Origin of the sequence: uncultured Fibrella sp. (assembly GCF_964250085.1) — a bacterium.
In the GTDB taxonomy this organism is placed as follows: Bacteria; Bacteroidota; Bacteroidia; order Cytophagales; family Spirosomataceae; genus Fibrella.
In genome coordinates, this window is the sequence record NZ_CAXUEC010000005.1 from 247,082 (window position 1) to 273,816 (window position 26,735).

The 26,735-nt window shown below is 55.8% G+C and carries 13 protein-coding genes; 3 read left to right on the forward strand and 10 right to left on the reverse strand.

Annotated elements, in window-relative coordinates:
• Positions 1 to 92 precede the first annotated feature (92 nt).
• The 10 genes from ACFE8Q_RS17920 to ACFE8Q_RS17965 form a co-directional block, all read right to left on the reverse strand.
• Positions 93 to 1,217, reverse strand: coding sequence for a hypothetical protein (locus tag ACFE8Q_RS17920; RefSeq protein WP_375446798.1), 1,125 nt, complete (start codon positions 1,215 to 1,217; stop codon positions 93 to 95).
• Positions 1,218 to 1,229: 12 nt separating this feature from the next.
• Positions 1,230 to 1,904, reverse strand: a complete 675-nt coding sequence (locus tag ACFE8Q_RS17925) for a hypothetical protein (protein ID WP_375446799.1) — start codon at positions 1,902 to 1,904, stop codon at positions 1,230 to 1,232.
• An 89-nt stretch (positions 1,905 to 1,993) separates the two neighbouring features.
• The gene (locus ACFE8Q_RS17930; RefSeq protein ID WP_375446800.1) at positions 1,994 to 2,668 is read right to left on the reverse strand and encodes a hypothetical protein; all 675 of its coding nucleotides are present in this window, start codon (positions 2,666 to 2,668) and stop codon (positions 1,994 to 1,996) included.
• Positions 2,669 to 2,868: 200 nt separating this feature from the next.
• A complete protein-coding gene (locus ACFE8Q_RS17935; RefSeq protein WP_375446801.1) occupies positions 2,869 to 3,342 on the reverse strand; it encodes a hypothetical protein in 474 nt (157 codons plus the stop codon).
• Entirely contained in the window at positions 3,330 to 7,154 is a 3,825-nt protein-coding gene (locus ACFE8Q_RS17940; protein ID WP_375446802.1) for a fibronectin type III domain-containing protein, read from the reverse strand. Before ACFE8Q_RS17940 ends, ACFE8Q_RS17935 begins: the two co-directional genes overlap by 13 nt.
• A gap of 20 nt (positions 7,155 to 7,174) precedes the next feature.
• Positions 7,175 to 9,238 carry a fibronectin type III domain-containing protein gene (locus ACFE8Q_RS17945; protein WP_375446803.1) on the reverse strand — a complete coding sequence of 688 codons (2,064 nt, stop codon included), beginning with the start codon at positions 9,236 to 9,238 and terminating at the stop codon, positions 7,175 to 7,177.
• Positions 9,239 to 9,294: 56 nt separating this feature from the next.
• Positions 9,295 to 17,115 carry a carboxypeptidase-like regulatory domain-containing protein gene (locus ACFE8Q_RS17950; protein ID WP_375446804.1) on the reverse strand — a complete coding sequence of 2,607 codons (7,821 nt, stop codon included), beginning with the start codon at positions 17,113 to 17,115 and terminating at the stop codon, positions 9,295 to 9,297.
• A gap of 37 nt (positions 17,116 to 17,152) precedes the next feature.
• Complete coding sequence (locus tag ACFE8Q_RS17955; protein WP_375446805.1) at positions 17,153 to 18,907, reverse strand: hypothetical protein; 1,755 nt, start codon at positions 18,905 to 18,907, stop codon at positions 17,153 to 17,155.
• A gap of 212 nt (positions 18,908 to 19,119) precedes the next feature.
• Positions 19,120 to 21,033 carry an ATP-binding protein gene (locus ACFE8Q_RS17960; RefSeq protein WP_375446806.1) on the reverse strand — a complete coding sequence of 638 codons (1,914 nt, stop codon included), beginning with the start codon at positions 21,031 to 21,033 and terminating at the stop codon, positions 19,120 to 19,122.
• A gap of 54 nt (positions 21,034 to 21,087) precedes the next feature.
• Positions 21,088 to 21,741 (reverse strand): response regulator, encoded by a 654-nt coding sequence (locus ACFE8Q_RS17965; protein ID WP_375446807.1) that lies wholly within the window; start codon positions 21,739 to 21,741, stop codon positions 21,088 to 21,090.
• A 194-nt stretch (positions 21,742 to 21,935) separates the two neighbouring features.
• Between ACFE8Q_RS17965 and ACFE8Q_RS17970 the strand changes: the two genes are divergently transcribed.
• From ACFE8Q_RS17970 to ACFE8Q_RS17980, 3 genes are all read left to right on the forward strand, one after another.
• A complete protein-coding gene (locus ACFE8Q_RS17970) occupies positions 21,936 to 23,984 on the forward strand; it encodes a pseudouridine synthase (protein WP_375446808.1) in 2,049 nt (682 codons plus the stop codon).
• Positions 23,985 to 24,106: 122 nt separating this feature from the next.
• The gene (locus tag ACFE8Q_RS17975) at positions 24,107 to 24,493 is read left to right on the forward strand and encodes a BlaI/MecI/CopY family transcriptional regulator (RefSeq protein WP_375446809.1); all 387 of its coding nucleotides are present in this window, start codon (positions 24,107 to 24,109) and stop codon (positions 24,491 to 24,493) included.
• Positions 24,494 to 24,540: 47 nt separating this feature from the next.
• Positions 24,541 to 26,430 carry a TonB family protein gene (locus tag ACFE8Q_RS17980; protein WP_375446810.1) on the forward strand — a complete coding sequence of 630 codons (1,890 nt, stop codon included), beginning with the start codon at positions 24,541 to 24,543 and terminating at the stop codon, positions 26,428 to 26,430.
• The last annotated feature ends 305 nt before the right edge of the window (positions 26,431 to 26,735 follow it).

Consider the following 26,735-nt stretch of genomic DNA (forward strand, 5'->3'; position numbering starts at 1 on the left):
AACAATTAGTTATCCAAAACGAAAGCTGTAGGGTTGATTAAAAGGCAACTAACCTGTCGCCAATAGTAATCACCGGGGCCTGTTGGCTATCCTCACCTCAGTCGGGACAGTTGCATAGCCAGCGTGTCGCCGCGAAAAATACCTGATAGGCTCATCGATTTGGCCTTCCGGTCACGGATGACGGCGCGGACAGTATCTTTTTTCTCTCCGTAGGTAATCACCTGTAGCGTATTCTTCACACTGTCGAACTCATAGCTGCCCCGCAGGCTCTCGCCCGGTTTATACCGGTACGGGTTGGGGCTGAAGGCGCAGCCTTCCCAGCCAGAAAAATAGACGTTGGTCCAGGCCGTTGTGTCGCTGAGCCAGGCTGTTGCGGGCACCACCTGACCGTTACGCGTCATTTTTTCGACTTTCCAGGTTCCTTTCAGTGCTTTATCAGACTTGTCGGTGAGCACAAAGTAGTCGATCAGGGCGAAGGCCGCCACGATTGGCAGCAGGCGGAGACCGTGCTTTAACCAGTTGCCGCCCAGCCTCACCGGCGGCAGGTGATCGACCAGATCCCAGAAAGCAGCTTTCAGCCTGGGCACATCGAGCAGCAGCAAAAATGTGAGCGCCAGCGTGAAAATAACGGAGTTAAAAAAAGCGCCGGGCGCAATGCTGTAGAACAGGTTGATGAGCACGATATTGACCATCACAGGCAGCAAAATAATGGCGCCCAGCAACGTTGTCCGGCGGTAGAGCAGCAGGATGGAACCACCAATCTGAAACAGGGCGATGATGACGGCCAGCGTGTAGGAATAGCCGAAATAATACCAGGTCAGCCCAAATCCGTTGACCTCGCCCAGCGGCATATCGAGGCGAGAGCCGGGCGTTTGAAACTGCGTCTTCAGAATTTTCGCAAAACCATACGTTGAAATAGACAGGGCCAGCCAGTAACGAATGATGCCCTGTAGCCAGGCGTGCCGCAGACCGCTATCGAACGTACCTGTGGCCTCGCGCCGGTGCCAGAACCAGCTATACACAAGGCTGACCAGTAGCGCAATGGCAACAGTGCCGATCAGAATGTATTCGAAGATGTCGCCGTTTTTTTCCCAGAACGTGCGGGGTAGAAGTTCAAGGGAGATCATCATCGTGCTCAGTACAGCGATGGCGGTCAGCAGGCATTCAACGAGTTTAAAAAACCAGGTGGTGCGGAAATACGGTGAGGCAGGCGTCATACTGTGAAGCGGTTAGGGCTTTTTAACGATCGGCGCCAACAGGGTCGATGCTTCGGCTTTGTCGTGCATAGCCACCACCGTTCCGGGTTTTGGTTTTATACTATTGGTCGTTACGTCATTCTGGAGATAAACTCCCACTACCAGTTCGTCTTCTTTACCTTTTCGGTAGGCAAACGTCAGGTCAAACGGCACCATCGTCTGCTTTCCCACGGTGGCGGGTATTTGCAGGCCGGTCACCAGGGTGCTGATATCGGTAAACTGGGCATCGAAACACTGGGGACCGGGGCACGATTGAATCAGATACCCCTTATTTACGGGAAACGTCGCTTTGTTGATCCGCGTGAAATAGCCCTTGACGGCGTAGGTGATTGGCCCATCCTGACCAGCGGGCGGTGTTTTTTTAGCCTTACCAAATGGCAGCGTCAGCGTCACTTTTTTAGGCACCACACTCCCCAGCAGTTTCCCGTCGTTGCCGATGAAATCCAGCCGGTCGAACCGGAATTCGCAGGCAAAAGGCCGATCCAGCCCATTGGCCATCTTACAGGGTAGATTCAGCGGCGGGATCTTCGGGTTTTTCGGTACCTGAAGCGTCAGGTTTTTCGGGTTTGTGAGCGTAGCCGACAAAGGTTTTTGCGCCTGGGCAGCCAGGGAGCAAACGAGCAGGATCAGGATCAGGATTTGCTTCATAACAGCAAGTTTAACACAGATTAATAAGCTGATTTACAACCAATTGATTTATTAGGAGACTACGTCCGCGACGTTGGAAATTGCTGGCGTTACTGCTTGAAATCGACGCCAAAATACAGGCTCATGGCGGTTTCGGCGCGGTCGCTTAGCTTATTTATGGGCGACTGAAACTTACCGAACGTGACCGGATTGGCTATCTGTATGTACCGGATGGGTACAATAAGGGCCGGCGACCCTGTGGTTGGGTAGGGCAACGTCACAATAAAGGCGTACTCCTGAATGGCACCGGGTAGTTTTCCAGGTACGTCGGTAAACGTGTGGAGTTCTTTCAACTCCGAGGGCGTACTGGGCATATCCACCGTGGCTGTACTAATGACATACTGAGCCGTGGGAAAGGCCGGTTTGTGTACCCGGCGATACCGGAGTTTAAACAGATAGCCCAGCGCAGCCGACTTACCATCCGGCGCGTCGACGTCGCTCGACGCCTTACTTTTCGGTAGCGTAAGGTTGGAATTACCCGGCGTGAGCTTACCTAACGTCACCCCGTTTTTTCCGACGACCTCGATCTCGATCAGGGCAAACTCACAGGCGTAGGGCCGGGGCTTGCCATTGCTCATCAGGCACGATTTCAGCATTGGAATTTTCTGCTTCGGGTCAAACTTAGCGGTCAGGCTGCCGGGATTAGTCAGCGTGGCCGACAGTGGTTTTTGAGCCTGAGCAGAAAAAGACCCGGCCAGCATCAGCACCAGGAATAGCGTTTTCATACTGATGCGGAGATCGGTCATGCCACCCACGCAACGCAGTTGGGATTGACAAGCAGAAAAGGAAAAGGGTTGGCCCTGGCCCATACCGTAAGTCGATTAAGAAGTGAACAGTTATGAATGACCCAAAGGTATTGAGTTGACCGATAGCCATTTATCGGATATCCATATGACTTGAGCCAACGGTAATCAGGGTCCGCTATCTATTCCATCGGCACCAGTTGGTAGTCGTTCACCGTGTTGCCCGTTTTTCGACTTTCGGCGGTGCGTTGCAGGGGCAACGTAGCTGGCGTTGGCGGCGTGGTGATGTAGTATTCAATGGTGCCGATGGTATTGCTCGGAACAGGCTTCAGGTTTTCCAGAATCAGGCGTTTGTTATCGGGCGAAACGGTCCACGTACCCACAATCGTTTTGCCATCCCGGTCTACCAGCGTCACCTTCTGCGGGTCGGTCAGGTCGAGCCGGAAATTAACGTACCCAGGCTGCGTATTGGCGCTTCCGCCCTGCGTATACACCACCTGATCGCCCTCTTTTACCACCTGCGCTTTCCACACTTTCCCGATCGCCAGCGGCGCAGGCTCCTTCGGCTGGCAGGCTAGAGAGAGCGTCGAAGCAACTGAAAACAGCAAATAGTAAACCGCGCGGCGGACCGCAGTACACTTTTTTAAGGTATCCATATCTTTTTCGTGAATCGGTTCTTGTCGGTATCGAGGCAAAGTACATAAACACCACCGGGCAGGCGGGCCACATCGTACTGGAACAGGGTACCGCCGTTGATGCGGCACTGGTCTGTCAGTTGTTCGCGGCCATCGAGGCCAATCACGCGCAGTTTCGCTTCCTGAAACTGATTCCAGTTCAGCGTCACGAACAGTGTGCCATGGTCGACATGCGCGTATATGCCTTCGGGCAATGGCATAGGGCGCACCGAGATGATCGCCTCCGGCGTTTTGGCAAAAGCGACATTACTATTGCCCGATTGCCCAAACGAATTTGTCGATCGAATCCGGTAGTAAAACGTAGTCAGTTCGGGCAGGTTGACGTCGGTGAATGCGGTGGCCGTACCCGGCAATGGCTGGCCTACTTGTGTAAAACTGCCCGTCGGGCTGGTTGCCCGCTCCACCACAATGCTGGTCGGGTTATTGGCAATCGCTCCCCAGGTCAGCTTGATCTGATCGTAGTCAAAAACCTTCGCATCCAGATCAGCCGTCGTTGACGGCACCGGCAACGCTGGCGTGCTGGTATTGGCAGTAACCCAGACCGAAGGACCGGCACTGTTCACGGCCCGCAACCGGTAATAGTAGCGTGTGTTGGGCGACAGTCCGGTATGCGCGAACGTCGTTACATTCGACGTTTGCGTGGGTAAGCTCGTCCAGGGGTCGGCGTTGGTAGCACTCCATTGCAAGTCAAATCCTGTTTCGGTGAGGCTATTATCTTTCCAGCTCAAATTGATAACCGATGTTGACGCGGCATTCGCGCCGAAATCCGATGGTGGCGCGGGAGCAGTAAGCGGTGGCGCCTGCGTGCTGGTGCAAACAGGACCCGCATAGGTCGATTTTCCCGCCGTATTAACCGCCCGCACCTGATAGCAGTATTGGGTACTGGCCGTTAATCCGGTATGTACATACGAGGTTTTGTCGGGCCCAACATCGGCGATCTTGGTAAACGGGGCTGTTTGGTTAGTAGCCTGCCACACTTCAAAGCCTGATTCGTTGGTACTATTATCCGTCCAGCTCACCGTGATTTGCTGGTCGGGACTGGTTGGTCCGGCCTCCGCTTTCAAGCCGGATGGCGCAGCGGGAGGCGTCAGCGGTGGAGCCTGCGTGATGTCGTTGGCGATGTTCGACCACTCGCTGGGCAGTGCCGCACCCGTCACACTGACCAGCACCGCCCGCACCCGATACCAGTAGCGCGTGGAGGGGTTACGCCCACCGTCGGTTTTCTGTTTCGTATCGGCGGGAATGTTGGCATCCACGTTTTCCCAGGGGTCATTGCCTGTCAGCGACCGCTGCAATTCAAACCGCGTTTCGTTCGGGCTGTTATCGGTCCAGGAAAGGGCAATTTCAGTGCTCGATGTAGCTGCTGCTTTCAAATCGGATGGGGCGGCAGGGGCCGTAGCAGGCGGGGCCTGGGTCGTGTTGCAAAGCTCATTGGTGGTGCGGCTGTTGCCCGCCGTATTATAAGCATACACTCGGTAGCAATACTCCGTGCTGGCGTTCAGCCCGCTATCGTCGTAGCTGATGGTGTTCCGGTCAATCGTTTTGTGTGGTTGCCAGGTACGTTTCCCGTCGGTACTGCGCTCAATGGCAAAATTCGTCTCATTGTCGCTATTATCTTTCCAGCGGAGCGTAATCTGTTTATCATTAATGACTTGCAAAGCTAGTTCCGTGGGCGGGGCGGGCGCTGTAACGGGTGGAACCTGAGTCGTGGCGCACTCTTCATTGGTGGTCCGGCTGTTGCCCGCCGTGTTGTAAGCGAACACCCGGTAGCAGTATGGCGAGTTAGCACTCAGGCCGCTGTCGTCGTAGCTGGTGGTGTTCCGGTCTACATTTTTAAACGGTTGCCAGGTACGTTTGCCATCCGTGCTGCGCTCGATAGAAAAGCCCGTTTCGTTATCGCTGTTGTCTTTCCAGCGGAGGGAGATCTGTTTATCAGTGATTCCTTGCAGCACTAGTTCGGTGGGCGGGGCGGGTGTCGTTACGGGCGGGGCCTGAGTTGTATTGCAAAGCTCGTCGGTAGTTCGGCTGTTGCCCGCCGTGTTGTAGGCAAACACCCGATAGCAGTACTCCGTGCTGGCGTTCAGGCCACCATCGTCGTAGCTGGTGGTGTTCCGGTCTACATCTTTGTGGCGCTGCCAGGTACGTTTCCCGTCGGTGCTCCGCTCAATTGCGAAGTTCGTTTCGTTATCGCTGTTGTCTTTCCAGCGAATCGTAATCTGTTTATCGTTAACGACCTGCAAACCCAGTTCTGTTGGCGGGGCCGGAATGGTAACGGGCGGGGCCTGCGTAGTGGCACACTCTTCACTGGTTGCCCCACTATTGCCCGCGGTGTTGTAGGCAAACACCCGGTAGCAATATTGGGAATTGGCATTGAGCCCCCCGTCGTCGTAACTCGTCGTATTCCTGTCCAGCGTTTTATGGACTTGCCAGGTACGTTTACCATCCGTACTACGCTCAATAGTAAAATTCGTCTCGTTGTCGCTGTTGTCTTTCCAGCGGAGGGTGATCTGCCTGTCATTAACGACTTGCAAACCCAGTTCCGTTGGCGGGCGGGGAACGGTGACGGGTGGAGCCTGGGTTGTTTCGCACCGCTCGTTACTCGGGTTCGACAGGGTGCCATTGTATTTTGTCTTTACCCGGTAGCAATACTGTTTACTAGGCGTGAGGCCATTATGCTCATACTGGGTGGTGCCTACGCCGTTGACTTCATCCAGACGCGTATAATTACCACCCTGGTTATCAGCCACTTCAATGTAATAGCCATTGGCAAATGTAGACGGGCTCTGATCCCAGTTGAGCGTAATTTTCTGCGATGAGTTGACCGTCAATCGCAGATTGCGCGGTGGCTCCGGTATCAGTTGAGCCGTCGTAGCGCATTTGATTTCCGATACAGCATGGCCACTCTCCTGAATCCGGTAGCAGTATTCAGTACCCGATGGAAGGCCCGTATCCGTATATTCACCACCGTCGGCCAGGGTATTGAACGACTTATCCCAGGCCCCGTTTTGGCCCGTCCGGCGTTCAATCGTGATGCCCGACTCTTTCCCGTACCGATCCCAGGTGAGCTTGATGGAATTGGTACTTCCATTGGCGTTAGCCGCGAAATTCCGAACGTTACTCGCCGCCTGCAATGTAGTCTGGCAGGCGTTGTTCGAATACTCCGAGGTTCCCTCTTGAGGGTCTTTAGCCCGCACCCGGAAGCAATAGTTAACGCCGCCCGACAGGGTGGTGATCTTATAGCTGAGGCTACTGTTTCGACCCGACGATTGTGTGTTGATCACCTGCCAAGTACCACCTGCCGCCTGCATTTCCAGTTGATACGTTGTGGATAATTGTGTGTTCCAGGTCGCCTTTATGTCGGTGGCGGTCACCTCCGATAGTGTTGGCGCGGCGGGCGTTGGCGGGGCAGCTTTGGTCGTGCCGGGAGTGGTGTTCGAGTAGCCGGTGAACGTTGTGCCCGTTTTCCCTCTGACCTGATAATAGTATGTCGTATTGGAGAGCAGGTTCTCATCGCAATAATTACCCACCGCCAGCGTACCCCCCGCCACAGCAGCCGACTCGCCAACTTTAGTAAAGCTACCACTGCGTCCGTTTGGTGAGCGTTCGATTTCATAGACCGTCGCCGCCGTTACATTCGGTTTCCACTGCAAACAGATAGACCCGCCATAGGTCACGTTGACGGTCAGGCCGGTTGGCGCGTTGGATTGCGCCCATGCCCTGTCTGCCGCCAGTAGGGCGGTCAGCAGCAGGACTAGTTGATAAAGTCGGTTCATGGCTTCAGATGCGTGTGGATTTACCAGTTAATACCAACAGGGTCGGTAGGGTCACTTTCGCGCTTGTCGGGTTGCACGGCCACCAGCGTATAGAAATAGGAAATACCGGGCGTCGCGTCGCGGTCAACGTATTCGGTCATGCGGCCGGGCAGCGTGGCTATGAGCCGGGGTTTGGTGGTTTTGGCGGTGTAGCGAAACACCTGAACACCATCGAGTTGCTGATCCAGCGGCGTGCTCCACGATAACCGGACGCCTTCCGTGGTTGGTATTACACCCAGCCCACGCAGGGGCAGCACCGGTGCCAGTTCGCGGAAATAAGGCGATGTAGCAGCACTGAATGCACTTTCAACGGCATCGTTCCGCATGGCCTTCACGCGGTAGGTGTAGGTACGTCCCCTCACCACGCTGCTGTCTGCCCAGGCGTTGCGGGCGCGGTCGGTGCCTGTTTGGCGGTACACTTCCTGTTCTTTTTGCCCGTCGACGGTCCGGTAAACAACGTACCCGGTGATGTACCGGTCCAGTTCGATCATGTTGTCCCAAACCACCAGTACGCCCCGTTCCTGCGGCAGCACCACCGGGTTGAGCGGCGTAGCTACGCGGTTGGGCAAACGCAGCGGCGAATACACCTCGTTGCTCATCGGGCTCACGTTGTAGCTCGTATTCAATGACGCCACCGCCCAGCGGTAACTAAAGCCAACGGGCAGATTTGCCACCGCCACCGCCTGATGCCCCGACGTGCCGGTAGCCGAAATCAGGCCGGAGTACTGCACAAAGGGCGTTTTCGGGTCGGGCGAATAATAGAGGTAATAGCCCCGCGTGTCGGTGGCGGTCCGGCTCCAGTCGAAATGCAGTGAATCGGGCGTGACGCGCAATTTCAGGAACGCCGGGGCCGTGAGGTTGGACCGGTACGCTTTCACCATGCCCGATACCTTCACCGAGGCGGGCAGTTCGTCGTAATAACCGTTGGGGCGAAGCTGGTAATAGTAGCTTTCCACCGGTTCCACATTAGCATCGAAATACACAGTATCGCCGGGCAGAGCGGTGGCCACGCGGGCAAACGGTCCTTCGAACCGATTGCTCCGCCACACATCCACCGAGCGCAGGTCTTTGGTCGACGACAGCCGCCAAGACAGCCGGATGGCCTGCTGCTTTTCAGCACTTGCCGCCCTGAATTGGGCGATTACGGGCAGCGCATCGCCGCCGCGCAGGTTGGCAATTGTCAGCGTATCAGACGGTTGCCCTTCGTTGCCCAGAAAATCGAGCGGCGTAACGCTGTATTGATACAGCATTTTACGGCGCACGTTCCGGTCCAGAAAGAAAACGAACAGGCTATCTTTCTTTCCTTTCCGAAAACCCCATTCAGCCGGCACGTCGGCAAAATCGGTCTGGGCATACGCCGCCCGACGTACCCGCAAACCCGCCAGCGTAGGCACCGGTTTTTTCAGCCAGTAATGCACCTCGACCGTAAACCCATCGGCCCGATACCGAAGGCTGCGGGGCGTAGTACCAATGCGTTCGCCGACTGTTCGGCCCGGCATGGTGACGGGTTTGGTGCCCCGTCCCGGTGCCGTTTCGGCTTCTTTCAGCCCTTTCAGGCGGTATTCGTAGGTACGTCCGGCCACGGCCGAAGTGTCGAGATAACCTACACCCAGGGCTTCCAGCACCTGCGGGTTATAGCCATAGGTGTAGAGCGAATCCGTAAAATCGGCCGCCGAAAAACGCTGGAACAGCACCACCGCCATCGTATCCGACACTGGACTGTACAACGGATTTTTCGCCACCAGCGACAGCATCCGTACCCGTAGCTCCTCCGCCGACCGGGGCGCATAATCGCTCACCGCCACCCGTTTCCAGTCGCGGGTGCCACTTTCCGACCGTTCCACCACAAATCGTGGCCCGCGCAGTTCCCGGCTCGCCTGCACAAACGCCCCGTACCGGCCCGTTTTCACGTTCGGGAATTGGGCAACGGCAGGAAGGGTTAGGAGGAGCAGGAATTGTACTAATATTGCCGCCTCCGTAACACGGACTTTAGTCCGTTTTTTAATAGCCTTAAAAACCAATAGAATTCTATTTGCCGCTTCCATAAACAGTCTGAGTAGACGGACTGAAGTCTGTGTTACATATTCGTTAGCTACCTGTTTCATTGGGCTGGCGTGACGGTTTTGCAGATTTCGGCTTTACAGGCGTTGAAATCGCAGGTGAATTTTGGCGAAGCGATGTTAACACCACCGCCAATCTGATACGACACGTTGGGTATGCCCATACCGAGGCAGAACCCGATTTCCTGATCGGTGCTGTAGGAGTCAATACCCAGATCGACGTAGAGTTTAGCCTTGAATTCGGCCGACAGTTTCATGTCGAACGCCATGCCAACGGTTTTGCTGGGTACGTCGTAGCTCAGTTCGGCCTGCACCGCCCCGTCAACATCGACAGAGCCCGACGCGGCAATGTTGAGCACCGATCCGTAGGCGTAGTAATGCACACCCGCGCCCAGCCCGGCCCCAAACTTGAACGCACCATTGTCGTAGTTGGCGAAGCTGTAGCCGTCGATGTAGCCGTTGAGGCCCATCTTCACGTTGCCGACCACGAAGCTTTGCTCATACGAGAAGTTGTCGATCAACGGAATCGGGATTTGGCCGTTGACGAATACCCCTTTAAAACCGGTGTCAAATGCGCAGGGCAACGCTTTTCGATGTGTGTTCTGGAACAGAATCGGCTCGGCATCCTTGAAATTAGAACTGGTATAGAAGCCCAGCATCAACCCCGCCTTCATCGTGACCGGGATAATCAGCGGCACGTCGCGCACCGTGGCCGACGCTGCCAGGTAGAAACCCGCCGGGTCGATCACCACCTGGGCCATGCCCTGCTCCACGGTCATCGTGGGCGGCAACGGCATATTGGGCGGTAGCTGTAACGAACCCGTCAGGCGGCTGTTGGCCATATCGAACTCCAGCGAAAGACCCGAAAAGCCTTCTTTGCCATCTTTCCCTTCGGTTTTGCCCAGCCCGTCGGCCTTGATTTTCTGCCCCTCGGCCCGCACCGCGCCGTAGTTGGTAAAGCTCATCCGGTTCACCTCCTCGGCAGGCAGCATGGTAAAACCCGTTGGAATGCCCGAAAACTGAAGTAGATTCCATTGCCCGTCTTTCACAATCTGCTCGGCATACACCTTCGCAAAACGCTTGCTACCCAGCTCCACAGCCAGCGGTTTAGCCTTAAAGGCATTGTTTTTGATCGGCACCGCCACCAGTAGCTTGTCGAAATCGGGCGAAAGCGGGCTGTTCAGGTCCACGTCGCGGTCGTGGGTGATGTAGGTGCCGCCACCGGGCCGCACCGAATGAAGCAGCATCATGCCGCCTTTGGCGTCGCCCAGTTTCAGCTTACCGGGTTCCTCCACAAAGCCGCGCATGACCAAAAGGCCATTGGCGAGATACAGGGCCATTTTTTCGCTCTTGTCCGGGGCTACGTCGCGCACCGCCTGGAAGGCCACCTGCCCTTTGGTATCGATCTTGAACTCGTCGATCATCACCGTTTTCAGGGCTACATCACCTTTCCCGCCGGGGCGGTAATACACGAAACGTACCTGCCGGTCTTTGGGCGCGTTGGGAATGGAGGTACTCATGCCCGCATCGAAGGCGAAGTAGTCTTTTCCCGTTTCAATGGTTTTGGGACGTACCTGAATCACGTTATCGAAGAAGGCAAACTCCTTACTGGCCGCACCAAACGTAAGCACATCTTCGCCATTATCAAGCAGCGAAATGGTTTCGAAATCGAGGCTGCTGGTCAGACCCGGCAAGCCCGAATCAGCCCCTAAACTGGCGGCTGTCTGGCCCCCGACATTGGGCGTGACCACCACCGACCAGTGGCCTTTCATGTCGGAACCGGTAGCGGCATCGTAACCGAAAAAGGCTTTTCCCTTCACATTCAGTTTGGCAATACCGGCCAGTTCAAGGGTTTTGGCAGGAGCAGCTTCCAGCTTAAGGAAATCGGCGCGAAGATTGAACAGCGAGATAGGTACGTCGACTTTACCCGTTTTCACGACGCCCTCGGTGCTGTAGAAACCACCCTGTTTGTAATCGAGCGTCCAGTTGCGGACTTCCACACTCCAGTTACCGCCCAGTTTGAAACTCAGCGGCGTATCACCCGACTTGGCGTCGATGGTATTGTTTTTCAACACTAGGTTACCCACTGTCACGCTGACATTTTCGGGCACTGCATCTTTAATGGTGCAGGTGAGCGTGGGGTTCAGGTGAATTTCGTCGCCTTTCAGTCGTGACCCCTCCACGCTACTGGTCGCCGTGAAGGCCAGCAGCTTCATCTCCAGCGGTTTACCGTTGGCCTGGCTCAGTCCGAAATTGGTGCGTTTCATGGGAACAGCCCCGGCGTTGAACGCCACCACCTCGACGTTGTTACCCCGGCGATTGTCCAGGTCGCAGAGGTAAAACTGCCCTTTTTGGTAGCTAAACAGGTTTTCCGAGAAGTTAAACGAGTTGTCGATCAGTTGCGCTTTGGCATACACCACGCCCAGCGCGCTTCCCTCCTTTCTGACGATCTTGAACATGCCCGTGTTGTAGCTGCCTTCGGTGGCGGTCAGTTTCACGTTGTAGCGCGGCACCTGACCAGGCTTGTAGACCTTATCAAAATACCCCAACTGATCGAGAATGCCGGTTTTCAGCGTCACGGTATTGTCGACGGGTTCGCCCAGCGTGGCATCGGCGGCGGAGGGCTTGAACAGCACCTTCTCGAAACGTACCCGCACGGTGGGGTCCATGATGGCAAACGGTCCGCGCTCGGAGCCGCTCAGTTCCACTTCGCCCGACACCTCGACCTGCCCTTTACTAACCTCTTTCAGCGTTTCCACCTTGACCGGGAAGCCCCAGATGGTGGCAATCCTGAATTTGCTGAACGGTTGCAGCGTCAGCTTCAGCGACTGGCCGGTAGTCTGCGGCAACGACTGCGCCACCGACACGCCCACGTAACTCTGCCCCGGACCCGTAACCACATTCGTATTGATGGCAACCGGCTGACCATTCAACGTACCGCCTGTGCTGCCGCCAACTCCCAACGAGGTAAAGCCTGGTTCAGCGTAGGTCGCCTGCACATTCACTGTTTTCAGCCCCTTTGGCACCGACAGGGTAAACGCGCCACTGGCGTTGGTAGTGGTGCTGACGGGCGTCTGGGCGTTGGCTCCCATGTCCACAAACACCTCGGCTCCTTTCAGTGGCGTTTCGGTGCCATCGGCCGCTTTAGCCACTACGTTGCCCTTGATCAGATTGGCCTCATCGAGATAAACGATGGTCTGCGACTTGACCGTTTTCGACTCCGTGTTCGTGACTGAAATGATCTTGGTCACGTACCCAGGCCGCGACACTTCGACAAACAGATTCTCGACCGACACGTTTTTGAACTTCACTTCCAGCGACCCGATTGCCTCGCTGGGGCCGAATTTGTAACCGGCCTCATCCCGGCCAAACAACCGCACATAAGCCCCGGCCAGCTTTGTATTGCTCTGGGTACGTATGTCGAACAGCAGCCGGTGGTCGCGCTGGAAGATGGGAATTTCACCGGCTTTAATCACAAATCCATCTGGCTGGGAGGGATCGGGTGCCGGTTTCGGCAGATTTTTCACCAGCCGATACTCGTTGAAATAGCTGATATTGACCGGAAAAATCTTGAGCGAATCAACTTTATTCCCTGGCCCGTAGACAGTGAATCCCTGTTTACCAAAGAGCGAGTACGTCTTGAAATAGAACCCATCATCGACCTGCACGTAAGCCTCCACTGACGGTTTTGGGCTGGCATTCGGGTTTTCGGCCAGCGCGTCAGCATCCAGCGTCGAGCCAATGATGCGGGTGTTGGGCTGCATCAGAATCCGGGGGAAATAGGCATTCTGCCCCAGGTTCAGGTCGCCCAGTTCAATGGTGGCATCTTTGGCGGGTGGCAGGGCAGCGCCTGCGTCTTTGTCGGAATAACTGTCAAAGACGTACCCCGGCGCAGCAATCGACAGGAACGCATTCTTCAATACGCCGGGCTGAATGGTAACCCAGCCGTTGGGGTCGGCGTTTGCTTTATGCATACTGACAGCACCAAAGAGGGAATGGACTTTCAGTTCTACGGTGGCGGCATTGATGCCCTGCGTAGGGTTCGTTTTATCCACCACCCGCACCCGCACCACGGGCGGCCCCGGCACCAGGTAGCGTTCTACGAGATCGGAACTGAAGTTGGCGTAGTTATCGGCAAAAATGGGCGTGACCGTGCCTCCCATCACCACCTTCGCATTGACCTTGGTTGTTTTTAGCTTATCGCCTATCCAGTAACCCGTTGCGTTCTCACAGCCTTCGTCTTTCGTATACACATTGTATCCCAGTTCTTTGAATGGGCTTTGCTTATAAGCCTCTGCCGTAGCCTGATCGAGTGGGCCCAGAATTTCTGAATTCAGGCAACCCTTACAGGCTGGTTTGCTGGCGTAGAGAACGGCCGTGCAGTTGATCTGCTGCATGCCCTTGATGACTTTACCCAGTTTTTCAGCCTGGGCTTTTTGCTCAGGTGTTGGCGTAATCGTGTAGGTAGGCCCCCAGCCTTCGGTTAGCAGCGTGGTTTGGGGCGAAAGTTTGTAATTATTCAGTCCGTCGGGGCTGGGTTCTACGGCCAGCAGGTAGGCATCGTCTTCGCCCTGCGCCATTACCATGCGGGCAAAACTTACCTTGCCTTCGGCGTTGGTCTTTTCTTTGGCCACCACGATATACTGATACGGGTTATTGCCAAACGCTCTTTTCTCGGTCAACCCCTGCCCTTCGTCGAGGGGCGGCCCGGTGTAGGGGGCCATTGGGAAACTGCCTTTGCGGTACGCCCTGAGCGCATAAACCACCACGCCCGATAGTTCCTGCCGCACGCCCGCCTGCTGTTTCAACACCTGCGAAAGACCCGTGGTATCGGACTTGATCTGGGCCTGAAGCGTGTAGCTTTTCACCCGCGCCGTTACGTCGCCGAAGTCATACGTTTGCAACGGCTTTAGCTGCTGCCCCGGTTTGTCGCCAAACGTTTCTACCGGGCTGGCGAAATAGGGATTGTCGACCACCACGCGCAACGCCCGCTGATAGACCGTTGAGGCTACTTTGAACTCGCCGGTTCCTGATGGTTCAGTAGCAGGTAAGTCGCCGAGTACCAGATCTTTGGTCATTTTGGCGGCGAAGGCAAACGAGCCGTCGCTGCTGGTGACGGTGGTAGCCAGCGTAGGACTGATTTTCTGGTGAAACTCATAATACGGCTGGGGTACGTCGGTCGTAAATTTGCTGCCCGTTACGTGCGTGTCGCGGTACACCACCTGCAACCAGATCCGTGTGTTGCCCATCGGCTTTTTGTTGGCCGCGTTAAAGCCACTTCCCGCAAAGGCGTAGGCTAGTTTACCCGTAAACGTCACCGTCGGCGGAACGGTGGTCGTCATGTTGACGGTGTAATTTTCGGTGCGGGCCAGCGCGGGCGAGAGGGCTTCTTTGGGCGCACCGATCGAAAAGCCATCCGCATCGGGGGTCTGGCCGCAGTCGGGGCAATAAATACCGTAGCCATCGCTGGAGATATACCGGTAGAGCAGCCGGTCGATGCTGGTTTTATAGGCGTTTCCGTCCAGTTTCAGCACACCCGCGCCAATGAACGTATACCCCGCCGCTTTCAACTCTTTCAACGCCGATTTAACAACCGGCGATGCCTTATCCGACCAGTCACCGCCACTCCCCGGTACGCTATAACTGGGCTCTATATCAGCCAGATTACCAACACTGGCGGCGTTCTGTGACGTACCTGCCCCCGTCGCAGCCGATTTGCCCACCTTACCGCCTTTGGCCTCTTTGGTCGGTGTAGCCACCTTACCTGTATAATCGGCCTGGGTCGTTTTCGCCACGTTTGTAGAGGCAGCGGCGGCTTTCGCGGATCCGCCCGTCACCGCCGTTTTTCCGGCATTGCCCGCCTTGACCGTGTTGTCCATCGCCGCTTTTTGCAGGGCGGGCATCTGATCGAAATTACCTTCAACCGGCAGCCATTCTTTTTGGGTATAGGCATTTGGCTTCCTGAAAACGATCAGCGTTTTTCCCTCCAGATTGACGTTGGGCGCGTCGGGCCAGTTTTTGTACGCCTGCCGCGCCGTGAGGGTTAGGCGGTATCCCCGCGCCAGCGCCACAACGGTGCCCATCTGGAAATCGCCGACCTGCTTATCCGAAAGCTGGAACGTCTGGTCGGGTTGGATCAGGTAGCCATTGCCCGGCACAATCCGGTAGCGGGTGTAGCTGTAGGTAGTGTCGGCCACGGGTGCGTCGCCTTTACCTTTCTGGCTGATGGGCTTGCCCACGATCGTATCAACTGCGTTGATGAACTCGCGGGGAATAGCCACGCGGAAGTTGCCGGACGCATCGGTTCTGCCCACCATGATCGTTCCTTCGTAGCCATTCGGAGAAATCTCCCTAACCATCACCGACGTACCTGGCAGCACATGGGCCGCACCCGCTTCGCCCGGATACCGGAACGCCAGCGTTCCCCGCACCACCACGCTGTCTGATTCGGCCCCCACGTTCTGTTTACTAAGCGAGAAACTGCGCGGCTCAGCCGAAATAGGCCCCTTCGGCAAACCATACTGCGTTCGCTGCTCGTCGGTTAATCCCAGCAGGTCGAGGGTGGCTCGGTAGGTACGTCCCACCTCCAGTATATCGGGCAGGTCTTTCCGCTCAGCGGTGAAGAACGGCGTTTTCACCGCTTGGCTCAGCACCACGCCTCCTTTCTTCTGCCCCTGCGGCAGTTTGGTCAGGGTCAGTTTGTAGCTCAGCGACGATGCACTGAGGTCGGTCTGTTTGGCTTTCGCCAGTTCGGCCGGGGTCATTCCTTTCAGCAGGGCCATCTGCGCGGCGGGATCGGCTGGTAATTTACCAGCTACCGCCAGAGCCAGTTTGGGGTCAAGCTGCCAGCTTATGTACAGTGGCGTTCCTTTCCCCAGCGGCACCACTGGCAACGCCTTACCCTTTGGCGCGGCGGGCGTTATAAACGACATAAAATCGTAGGTCGGCTCGGGTCGGCTGATTGCCTGCAGCACAACGCCGTACTGAAATGAGCAGACCGGACTTTTGCCATCGTTCAGGAAATTGGTCTTGCCGCTAATGTCGCGGGCCTGCACCCGCCAGGCGTATTTTTTACCCGGAATCAACTGCGGCTGAACAACCGAGTACAGGAACGTGCTGGTTTTCAATCCCTTCACTTCTATCCCTGATTTTGGCAACACCACAGCGTCGATAAACACGTTCGGATCAGATGTTGCCAGCGGCAGTTCCACAATTCGTAGTGTGTAATCGACCATCGCGGGCGATACCCCGATGGGTGGCGTCCAGGTAAAAACGATATTTTGCGGCGTCAGGGGCTGCACATCGCTGTCGCAGAAAGGCGCAATCAGGATTGGCGGCTCAACGGCTTTGATCGGAAACGGCGGCGAACACCCCAGCGGATTTTCGGGCGAGAGCGGACGGCTCGTGGCGTTATCGAAGGCCCGGATGCAGAGCTGGTAACTTCCTTCCGGCAGCGGCAGCCCTTTATACAGGTTCGCCCGGTCGAGGCCCTGCACGTCAAGCTGACTCAGATCGAACAGGCCCGACAGGTCAGCGTAGGTAAGCAGTCGATTCTGGAACGGTTCGAGCGTGAGTGGCACAGGCGGCCGGTAATTCGATACCGTCTGAATTTGCACGCCGTTGTCGCCCGTTACACTTCCCTGCAAGCGCACATTCAGGCGGTTGGCCGTTGCGTTGCGCACAAAAATCTGTACCTGTTTTCCCGCCCCGGCATAGTCCTGGATGTAGGCGCTGTAGGGCGGTAATACGCTAATGTTAATCTGCACGTCGTTCTGCGCTTTCAATGCGAAGGGCGCGAAAAGGCCAACCACAAAGGCACAGAGTATACGGAGAAAATAGACGGTTTTTTCTGACAGAGGCACAATCCTTTGTGTACTCTGTGTCTCTGTGGTGAAACCTTTAAAAAGAGATGCCATAGCCGAGGTTGCCTCTGAGTTCGTTGAATTTTTGAGCTGCAATGCCGGTGTCGGTATTGAGGTAATACAGCGTTGCGTTGAGCGTTTGCCGTTTGGCCACCTGATACGTACCTGACAGCGAAGCCGTTAGTACTTTTCCCGTTACGCCCAGTTGCTGGTTGACCAGGTAGCTTACATTGGCCGAGGTGCTGATTTTATTTTTCAGAAAGGACTGGTTTACGCCCAGCGTTGGTCCGTAGAACCGCACCGTACCGTCGCTGGTGGGTTGCAACGTGCCGGTGCTGTCGGGCAGGCCGAGGGTAGCAGCAACGGGCAGGTTCGTTTGGGTGTACGTCAGCATACCGGTCAGGCCCCATCCGGTGGTCGTTTGCTGATAAGTGTAACTCAGGTTCGCGTTCAGGTTCGTGTTTTCCGTCTGCGCCGCCGTGTTGCGGTTCAGGTCGCTGAGTTGCTGGCGCGTGGCGGTCAGGTTCACCGATTGCACTACGTCCGTTTTCTGAACCGTATACCGCAGGTTTACCGTAGCCGAAAAGTTGTTCTGTGCCAGCCGGAGCGTATCAATGATCGGCCGTAACCCCGCCTGCTGACTGATGCCATAATTCGACAGTTGCAGATCGAAGCCAAACTTCGTAGCCGGGTTATAACTAACGATCAATGAACCAATTGACCGCCCCGTCCGTGCATTTCGCGAATTAGCCAGGTTGTCGAGCTGAACACCGTAGCTGCCCGACAGGCGGAGTTTGTTTTCCAGCAGGTTCAGCGTGGGTGCAATGGCATAGCTTTCAATATCCGACTGGAAATAATACGCGCCCATTGTCTGAAAATTGGGATCGATTCGCTTGTACTGTAGCTTTAGCCCGCCCCATTTATCGCGGTAACCGATCGAGGCTTGTACCGCCTGCGTGAGTTGCGTGCTGAGGCGCGGCGTGTATAATTTTCCGAAGAGCCGCACTACCGGATTGGTCCCTTCAGCGGCCACTTCCCCCGCCCGCACATCCCGCGTATACGCACTCAGCGCGGCATCGACTTCAACAGTAACGTACCTGACAATCAGCAGCCTCGACGTAACGCCCACAACCAGGTTCTCGGCCGGTGTTACCGTCTGCGTAGCCGACTGTGGCACCGACGCAATCGACGAGGAATCGTCTTTGGCGCGGAGCATCGTGAGGTCAATGTAGTTATTGGGCTTGCCATAACCCAGCTTCAGGGCGTAGCCGGTGCGCCCGTAGCTTGGCAGCACATTGGCATCGGCCAACGTACCTGAGATCGCATTGTTAAACTTTCCGTAGATGGCCCCCAGCCGCAGCTTACCAGGGTTGGCCTCCACGCCGCCGCCCAGAAACGTGTGACCCGCCAGCGTGAAGGGCGAAAACGTAACATTGCGATAGCCACCATGTACGGTGAGCCATTTGTAAGTGGGCGACAGGCCAAACTGATTGAACGGCTGTCGAACGCTGAAACTCGCGCCCTGATTGCCGAGCACGGCCGTGATGGGAATGGAAATACCCTGCGGCAGGGAGACGGTCACCTGCCCACTCAACCCAAAAGGAGCCGTCTGGTTACGCGCCTGGATACCATTGGCGGTGTAGAACCCGGCGTAGGCATTCAGGCCACCCGACACCTTCACGTACTTAGCCAGTAGCGAGGGTTCCTTGGAGGCTGGTGCATCTTGTCCGTAACACGAACCAACGACGCACCAGCCAAGCCAAAAAACGGGTGTGAATAGAAACGATTTCATTAGACAAGGCGTAGATAGATCAGCCACTTAACTGACTCAAAACTACTGCGTTACGCCCCCGGCCACAATCGGATAAATGTATGATATGGCTAGACAATCACCACGCCTACCCGCGTTAACTCGCTATATATCAACTAATTACATTGGTAAGCCTTCTGAGGGCGTACGTAGTTCTACGTATCGGGTCACGTAGTTGCAATCGGGAAGGCTACCTAGATTAGTGGCGCTGTTAGCCGTACGTTGGTGCCCCGGCCCGGCACAGAGTCAATCTGCAACTGTCCGCCAACTGCTTCGGCTCGTTGCTGCATACTTTGCCGACCTGTTCGGTTGTCGATCTGGTGTGAATCGAATCCAAGTCCGTTGTCGGTAATGGTTACCTTCAACTGACCATGCTGCTGCTTTATCTGCACGTCAACGGCAGTGGCTTCTGCATATTTCAGCAGGTTATTCAGCGCTTCTTTCAACACGAAATACAGGCTCTGGCGCAAGTCCATAGGCAGATGACGGTCGTGCAACTGAGGATCGACGTGTAACGAAAACGTGATTCCCTGCGCTTCCATCAGCGGCTGGGCGTACTCCTGGATCCGCAGAATCACCCGTTGCAACGAATCATTGCCGGGATTTACTGACCAGATAATTTCATCCATCGACTCCAGCGTCTGCCGGGCATCGGCATGGATTTTTTGAACCATTCGTGCGGCAGCGCCGGTGTTATTAGCCGTTAACTGAGTGCCGATGAGGCCACTCAGTAAGGAAATACTACTGAGGGTACTCCCAATCTCGTCATGCAGGTCATGCGCAATGCGCTGGCGCATCTGCTCCCGAATCAATGCCTGCCTGAGCCGACTCCGGTACAGATACCAGGCTGTCAACGCCCCCAGCAGGAGCAGGATCAGCACACCAACCGTTATCAAAGCTTCGCGTTCCAGTTGGGCTCGGTCGGCACGGGCTGTCAGCAAGGTCAACTGTTGTTCCTTTTTCTGCGTCTCAAAACGCGTCACCATTTCCTGGGCGTGCTGGGCCGCCTGCACGGTAAACAGCGAATCGTTCAGTACGGCTTTCTGGCGCTGATAACTGTATGCTTTCGCGTAGTCGCCCTGGTCAGCGTAGAACGTCGCCAGCGCCTGAATACGTACCCGCATGCCTTCCGCATCGTCAATCTGACGCGCCAGCCTAAGCGACTCCTTCAGGTACGTTTCACCCAGACCGGCCTGTCCAAGCGCCGCGTACGCCTGCCCGGTCACCCAATCGTTGGCCCCTAGCTGATCGAGCAGGTTATCCTGTTTAGCCAGTTGGTCGGCGCGTTTGAGGTAGGGTAAGGCTCGTTCCGGCTGGCGGAGCATCACGTACATTCGGCCAATGTTGGTCAGCAGATCGGCCGTGGGGCCGTGGGCATTGCTGCGTTCGGCAACGGGTAGCGCCGCCAAATAATGCTGTAGGGCTTCGTTGGCGTAACCTACACCCAGTTCGCTCAGGCTATCGCCCAGGTGATTTTCGGCCAGCACCAGCATGCGCGGTTCCACTTCGTGCTGAGCCACGCTGAGGGCCTTTCGGTAGTACACCAGAGCTTCTTTATTCCTGCCCATCACCTTCAGCACGTTACCGGCTCCTAAGTAGGCAGGTGTAACGCGAAAGGTCAGGTTGTTTGTCTCGGTGAGTCGTATGGCAGCCAGGTAATATTGAAGGGCTTCGTCGTACCGGTGTACGCTGAAATAGAGCACCCCATGCAGGCTGAGAGCCAACTGCCGTTCCCGGGGCAACAGCCCGTACTGATTCACCAAAGCCAGGGCTTTCTGCGCAAACGGCAGCCCTTTGGCGATCTGATCCTGGTAGTAACAGGCCAGGGCCCGGTAATACATCACGTTGAATTTCCCCGGCGCATAGTCGATCCGGCTGGCCAGTTTATTGGTTTCCGTCAACAGCGAATCGGCCTGGCCGAACTTCGAGCGTTGAAGCAGTTGCCAGACAGCCTGGGTCTGGGTACGTACATACGCGGTATCGCGGTGGGTTGAGGTCCGCAGTTGACTTAGCAGTGAATCGATTATCTGGCTATGTGCAGTTACGGGCCAGCCAAGCAGCAGCAGCAAGACCCAACTAATTTGTCGGGAACGGTAAACAGGCGTCATAGATGGTCAGCGCAACGCAATCAAGCCTGAAAATATACACAAATGATCTGACTATCAATAATGTCCGGTTTTCATCGCCTTGGCTACCGCCTCCGATTTTGAGTTGACGTGCAGTTTCTGGTAGATATTAACGATGTGGGTACGTACGGTGCCCATACTGATGTGGCAATGAGCGGCAATGAGTTTGTAGCTATCTCCCTCGACCAGCCGCAGCAGCACTTCCCGCTCTTTCTCCGTCAGGTCAAACGCGTTGAGACGGGTCGTTGGGGGTAACACGCTACGGGTTGGCGGCTGTTGAAAGACCGTCAGCATTTTGGCGGCAATCGTAGGCGTAATCACGGCACCGCCCGCTGCTACATCACGCAGCGCATCGGTGAGGCGATCGGCGGGGGTTTTCTTGAGCAGGTAGCCCATGGCTCCCGCCGAAACGGCTTCGAATACCGCCTCCGGCTCTTCGTGAACGGTGAGCATCAGCACGCGGGGTGGTTTGGGCAACTGCTGAAGTAACCGTACAGCCTCAATACCCGACCGGCCCGGCATGTCGATGTCCATCAGCAAGACGTCGGGTTTGTCCTGCAACACCGTTTCTACAACTTGCAGGGCATTGTCATAGGCTCCCACCGGCAGCAGGTCGTTGGTGGTATCGAGCAGTAGCACCAGCGTCTGGCGCAGCGAGTCATTATCGTCGTATAGAGAAACCCGGATCATGGCAGGCAGGGGGTGTAGGCCTTACAAATGTAGGCAGTTGAACAACGTACCTGTATCGGATAAGCATATGATATCGTTAAATTGGACAAAAACCCGTATCTTTGCGTCCCCGCAAAAAGGCCACTCCCAATTTATAAGCTGATGGTCAGCGGGATTAAGCACAAACAGGCAGCTACTACGTACTGCACTTTTCAATGAAACGAGATAAAGATAGTAACGACCGCCGGGATGGTAAAGGTCGTCCAGAAGGCCGTCGGGATGACGCCCGTGGTGGAGTCAATAAAGGAGGTAGCCGCCCGTCATTTGGTGGTCCACGTTCAGGCGGGTCAGACCGCCCGGCCTATGGCGATCGCAAGCCATTCTCAGGCGGTGATCGTCGCGAGGGCGGATCAGACCGGCCAGCCTACGGAGACCGGAAGCCGTTTAGCCGGGAAGGCGGATCGGACCGCCCATTCGAGCGCAAGCCATTCTCAGGCGGAGACCGCCGCGATGGTGGGTCAGATCGGCCAGCGTACGGCGATCGCAAGCCGTTTGCTGGCGGAGACCGCCGCGACGGTGGTGACCGCCCGGCTTACGGCGACAAAAAGCCATTTACTGGCAGCGACCGCCGCGACGGTGGGTCAGAACGCCCAGCCTACGGTGATCGCAAGCCATTTAGCGGCGATCGCAAACCATTTACTGGCGGCGACCGCCGGGAAGGCGGATCAGATCGGCCAGCCTACGGAGACCGGAAGCCATTTAGCGGCGATCGCCCGGATCGCAAGCCATTTCGGGACGGTGGTGATCGCCCAGCCTACGGTGATCGGAAGCCATTCAGCCGCGATGGCGGATCAGACCGGCCAGATCGCAAGCCATTTTCAGGCGGTGACCGCAGAGAGGGTGGCGATCGGCCAGCCTACGGAGACCGGAAGCCGTTCAGCCGCGAAGGCGGATCGGACCGCCCATTCGAGCGCAAACCATTTACTGGCGGAGACCGTCGCGACGACCGGCCAACGGGGCCACGCGAAGGCGATAGTGCCCGTTTTGATCGCCGCGACCGGACCGAGGGATCGGACGACCGGCCAGCCCGCAAACCGTTTGATCGGGACGATCGCCGCAGTAACGGCCCACGTGACAGTGGCGCAGAACGTCCATTCGAGCGTAAGCCATTTACTGGCGGAGACCGGCAGGAAGGTGGCGCAGAGCGTCCATTCGAACGCAAGCCATTCAGCCGCGACCGTGACGACAATCGCGAAGAGCGTCCCCGCTTCGAGCGTCGCCCTGAAGGTGACGAGTCTGGTGAACGCCCGGAACGTAAGCCATTCAACCGGGATGACCGCCCAGCCCGCGACCCGAATGGGCCGGCCCGTCCACGGACAACCGGCACCCGCAAGCCATACAGTAAGGATACCGACAGCGGCGAGGAGAAGCCATTCGAACGCCGGACTGGCCGTTATGAGAAAGCGCCGACCTACAACCTGAATGCGATGCGGGACAACCTGCCCCGCTCACGGAAAGTAGCCAAGAACCTGGATCGTGAACGCGAAACAGACCCGAACTCGATCCGCCTGAACCGGTATATCGCCAACGCGGGTGTTTGCTCACGCCGCGAAGCCGACGAACTGATTGCCAAAGGCGATGTGCAGGTGAACGGCAACGTAGTAACCGAAATGGGCTACCGCGTGAAACCGAACGACGTTGTCAAATACGGCAACAATGTGCTGAACGCCGAGAAACTGGTGTACGTGTTGCTGAACAAACCCCGCGACATCATTACGACAACTGAAGACCCTGAAGAGCGCGCTACCGTACTCGACCTGGTAGCCGATGCTGGTCCGTTCCGCCTTTACCCTGTTGGTCGCCTCGACCGCAACACCACGGGTCTGCTGCTACTGACCAATGATGGCGAACTGGCTGGAAAGCTGACTCACCCGTCGAACAACGTGAAAAAGGTGTATCAGGTAGAACTTAACAAGCCGATCACGGAAGAGCATTTCGAGCAGATCCGCAATGGTATGGACCTGGAAGACGGCCATATCAAACCCGACGATCTGGCCATTGTTACGCCTGACGCTCAGGTAGTTGGTGTTGAAATTCACTCAGGCCGTAACCGGATCGTTCGTCGGATGTTCGAGTCGCTGGGTTATGAAGTAACGAAACTTGACCGTACCGTTTTTGCGGGTCTAACCAAGAAAGAGTTGCCACGCGGTAAGTGGCGCTTCCTGGAGCCTAAGGAAGTGGTGAAGCTGAAGTATCTAATTTAAAAAAAGGCCCCGCCCCGTTAAAGAGGGGGCGGGGCCTTTTTTTAAACATTATAACTACATTAATAGTTGTAAAACTAAAACAATAGTCTTACGTTTGACTTAGAACGACCCGGACTACCACCATGAGAGAATTGACTAATGCCGAAGAAGACGTAATGCGCGTATTGTGGCGGCTGGAGAAAGCCTTTGTCAAAGACATTCTGGCCGAGCTACCTCCGCTCGATTCAACTGGCGAAAAACCCGCTTACAACACCGTATCGACCATTATTCGCATCCTGGAGAAGAAGGGTGTAGTAGGCTACACGGCCTATGGAAAAACGCACGAATATTACCCGCTGATTACCGAAGATGCCTACCGCCGCTTCCAGACCGAGCAGTTGATGACCAATTACTTCGACGGGTCGCTGCAAAAACTGGTGTCGTTTTTCGTAAAAGAACGGAACGTGAGTCTGAACGAAGCCGACGAAATTATTCAACTGCTCAATTCGCGTGACGGCTCCGCTAAGTAACGCCGAAACGTCGGACCGACCCAGCCAACCCTTAACCCCTTGATGCTATGACACCGCTTGTCGATTACTGGCTGAAAGCTAACCTGTTTCTGATTCTGTTTTACGGCTGCTACGTCTTGTTGCTCCATCGGCATACGTTTCTGACGCTGAATCGAACGTACCTGATGGGGTCGCTGGTGCTGGCATTTGTGTTGCCGCTTGTGCACATTCCGGGGCTTTCTTTCCCGTGGCCTTGGGAAACGTACGTACCTGAATACACAGCCGCCCCGGTGGCTACCCTGATGGTGGTTGGCGGCGCAACCGCTGAAGTCGAAGCGCCCCTCCTGCCCAACTGGCCTGTGCTGGCCCTGTGGCTCTTTGCCCTGGTGGCGGCTGGCTTACTTGTCCGTACCGTTTTGCGCTCGGTTTCGCTGCTGCGGGTTATCCGGCAATGGCCCGCTCAACCGCTGGACGATCACACGCTGGTGCTGCCCGACAATGCGCAGACGCCTACTTTCTCATTTTTTCGCTACCTGGTGCTCAACCCCGAAGACGCCCACACCGAAGCCGTTCGGCAACATGAACTGGTGCACATTCGTCAGAAACACAGCCTGGATGTGCTCTTACTGGAAGTGATTCATGCCCTGTGCTGGCTCAATCCCGCCTTGTTCGGCTACCGGCGGGCCATCCGGCAGGTACACGAATACCTGGCCGACCGCGACGCCACCGCCCAATCGCCCACGGACGATCGCGACGCCTACGCCCGCTTTCTGGTCAGCTACGCCTTCCACCTCCCGGCCGGAATGTCGGACTACGACAGCCTGGCGCATTCGTTCGGTCCCGACCGGCCCGATTCACCAACCCTCAAACAACGCATTCAGATGCTTTACCAACAACATACCCGCCGCCGCGCCCTCTGGAAATACGCGCTGGTGCTGCCCCTGACTGCCACTCTGCTGGCTATGACTACTAAGCCTGAACCAGCGGATGAGTTGCCAACGGAGGTGAGTCCGGCCACGACCGTACACGTGACAGGCATTATAAGAGACCACGTACGGAAACCCTTACCAGGTGCAAATGTCGTTGTTCTGAATGGACACAAAGGCACGACAACGGATATCAACGGGCAGTTTACAATCGATGTACCCGGTACAACCACATTGGTTGCCAGTTTTGTAGGTTTTCAGTCAACAGAAATTATCACTCCATCAAAGGGAAATTATACGGTTTCGTGTGTGTTAGAGCCACAGGCGGTTGATGGCACCACAATGCCGATAAGTAAGTTACCTGAGTCAACGACTGTACCGGCCCCCGCTGGTTCAAATGAGGTTTTCACCGTTGTGGAACGTGCCCCCGAATTTCCAGGTGGCTCAAAGACGCTTTACAAATTTTTGGGGGAGAACCTTCGCTATCCTGAAGAGGCACGTAAGCAGCGGGTGCAAGGAACAGTGTTTGTCAACTTCGTCGTCAATACAGATGGTTCAATTGACCAGATTCGGATATTGAAAGGGATTGGCCGAGGTTGCGATGAAGAAGCTGTGCGGGTTATGTCGATTATGCCGAAATGGATTCCTGGCCAGCAAAACGGTCGTCCTGTAGCAGTTCAGTACAACCTGCCCATCGCCTTTTCGCTGAGTGATACGAACGTAGAGCCGAACGTACCCAGCTCTTTGCTTCTCCAACTAGATAGTTCGTCGAAAGATAATTCGTCCAGTCACAACACGGGTGTCCTACGAAATGATCGTATACAGTTTAACGGCGCCCCGCCGTTGTACCTACTTGATGGTAAAGAAATTACACATGAGGACATGAACGCCATCAACCCAAATACGATCCAGTCCATCGACGTGCTAAAAGATGCCTCGGCCACGTCACTCTATGGACTCAAAGCCAAGAATGGGGTAATTAAGATCACGACGAAAAAAGGCGCTGAAGCAGAGAAGAAAAAGGATCGGTAGCAATAAAACGATATGTTGCCTCGTCTATGCTTGTCTGTAGGTACGGCCACAGCTACTAGACTTTCTAAAAAGAAAGTTTACCTTGTGCCCACGATCCTCCTTTTTGTGACTATGAAGCCTTCTCGAAGCTTGTGTTTTCTCGTTTCCTGCTTGTTGTTCGGCGCTGCGGGCGTCCAGGCCCAGTCAGTTATGGTGCCGATTGGTCAGATACAGGACGCACGGTCCATCAGTCTAAGCCGTTTGCACGCATTGACTTTGTTACCCAGTCGATTGCCCTCAGCGGCTATTCGGACCGATCTCCAGCC